Source organism: Thermanaerothrix sp. (genome assembly GCA_026417795.1).
GTDB lineage: Bacteria > Synergistota > Synergistia > Synergistales > Synergistaceae > Thermanaerovibrio.
The window spans coordinates 1-1,478 of sequence record JAOACP010000095.1 but is presented as its reverse complement, the minus strand read 5'-3'; the positions used below and the strand labels follow the sequence as shown (position 1 = coordinate 1,478).

Below are 1,478 nucleotides of genomic sequence, written 5' to 3'. Positions count from 1 at the left end.
GTATTGGTGAGTTTCTGCCATTTTTGCCCCCTTCCTTAGTGTCTATTATAAGAGATGAAAGGGGGGGAATCAAACAAAAAAAGGGGGCATCGCCCCCTTTTGTAGTAGAAAGAGGGGGTGTCCGCCCCCGCAGGAGCCGATACCCCTTACCCATAAATCCTACAACTGGAACCGGACTCCCAAACTTGCGCCGTAGCTTCCGTCGGAGAAGTTGTAAAGACCTGTAAGATCAAACTTCATTACCGCGAAGTTAAAGGAAAATCCCCCGTAGGCCCGGAAGGCCCAGCCGGATTTTTCGAAGTAACTTTCGATTCCCGTGGCGGAGATATCCGGAACGGCCACCCCCTGGCTCTGGAGGTAGTTTTTAATAGATTGGATTTCTGCTGGATCGATGGAGCCCCCGTCATAAGTAAGGTTGCTCTTTACATAGTATCCCGCCCGGGAGGCGCCGTAGGTGGCCCCAAATCCCGCATAGGGGGTAAAGAAGAGGAAGCCCTTGGATACATGGGCTTTCAGGTCCACCGTGGTGGCCCGCCAGGAAACTCCCACCTCTGGATCGGTGGCCGCAATGGTATGGTTTCCGGTTCCATCGTTATAGGTGAAGGATGTTCCCGCCCCGCTAATGGTGGTGCCAAGGCCGCCATCCATGTAGTTTACTCCGAGTCCTACGGAGACGGTAGGGAGTACCAGGTTCCCCTTAAGCACGGCGTAGCGGATATCGGCCCCCACGAGGAGGTATTTTACCGCGAGGCCCCCCGTCGTGTCTTTAATGGTGTTTCCGAGACTGTCGGGAATGTAGCCCGCCTTGATTCCCACGTCAAAGGGAAGGAGTATCCCGCCCACCCGGGCCTCTGCCACCGCCACGGGAAGGGGAAGCACCTTATCAACCCCCGCAGGAAGGCTTACCCCCATGTTGGTTAAAAGGGGCTTCAGGTCTACCGTGGGGACCGTGGTGGCTCCCGCCGTAATGCCTACCCCGAAATGGGGCGGCACCCCTAGAATCTGGCCGATGTAGGCATCAGACCAGTTAAGACCTACGGTAGAATTAAAGGGCAACGCCACCGCGAGGGCCTGGGCTGTTTTCTCCGCTCCCCGCTGAATGTCCGCTATGTTCGTCTGCCCAAAACCGGTGGCCAGGGGCCCGAGAACAAAAAGCCCCACCATCAAGATAAAGATACTTCGGCGTATCCTCATATCCCTACTCCTTTCGTTTCAATCTCCAATGGGAATTCCATTGGGAACTGGCTCCTTTACAGAGACACTCTGTAAAGCCCTATCAATGACTGTACTTACAATATAGCACAGTCTGTGGTGAATGTCCAAAGCAGAAGGTACTCTTTTAACCGATGCGAGCTCTTGACATTTTTTTGTTCCTCGGGTATAAAGCTAGCCATGTTGCCGCTGTAGCTCAGTTGGTAGAGCAGAGGACTGAAAATCCTCGTGTCAAGAGTTCGATTCTCTTCGGCGGCACAAAAGCC

Annotated in this window: 1 protein-coding gene and 1 tRNA gene; one reads left to right on the top strand and one right to left on the bottom strand. The window is 54.0% G+C overall.

Going from position 1 to position 1,478, the window contains the following annotated elements:
• Nucleotides 1-159: 159 nt before the first annotated feature.
• Complete coding sequence (locus tag N2315_09320) at nucleotides 160-1,164, bottom strand: hypothetical protein (GenBank protein ID MCX7829370.1); 1,005 nt, start codon at nucleotides 1,162-1,164, stop codon at nucleotides 160-162.
• Between the two features lie 233 nt (nucleotides 1,165-1,397).
• On the opposite strand from N2315_09320, the gene N2315_09315 reads away from it, so the two are divergent.
• Nucleotides 1,398-1,470 (top strand) — tRNA-Phe (locus N2315_09315).
• The last annotated feature ends 8 nt before the right edge of the window (nucleotides 1,471-1,478 follow it).

Excerpts from the sequence above, each read along its gene's own strand:
- N2315_09320 (MCX7829370.1), bottom strand. The coding sequence starts at position 1,164 with ATGGTGGGGCTTTTTGTTCTCGGGCCCCTGGCCACCGGTTTTGGGCAG.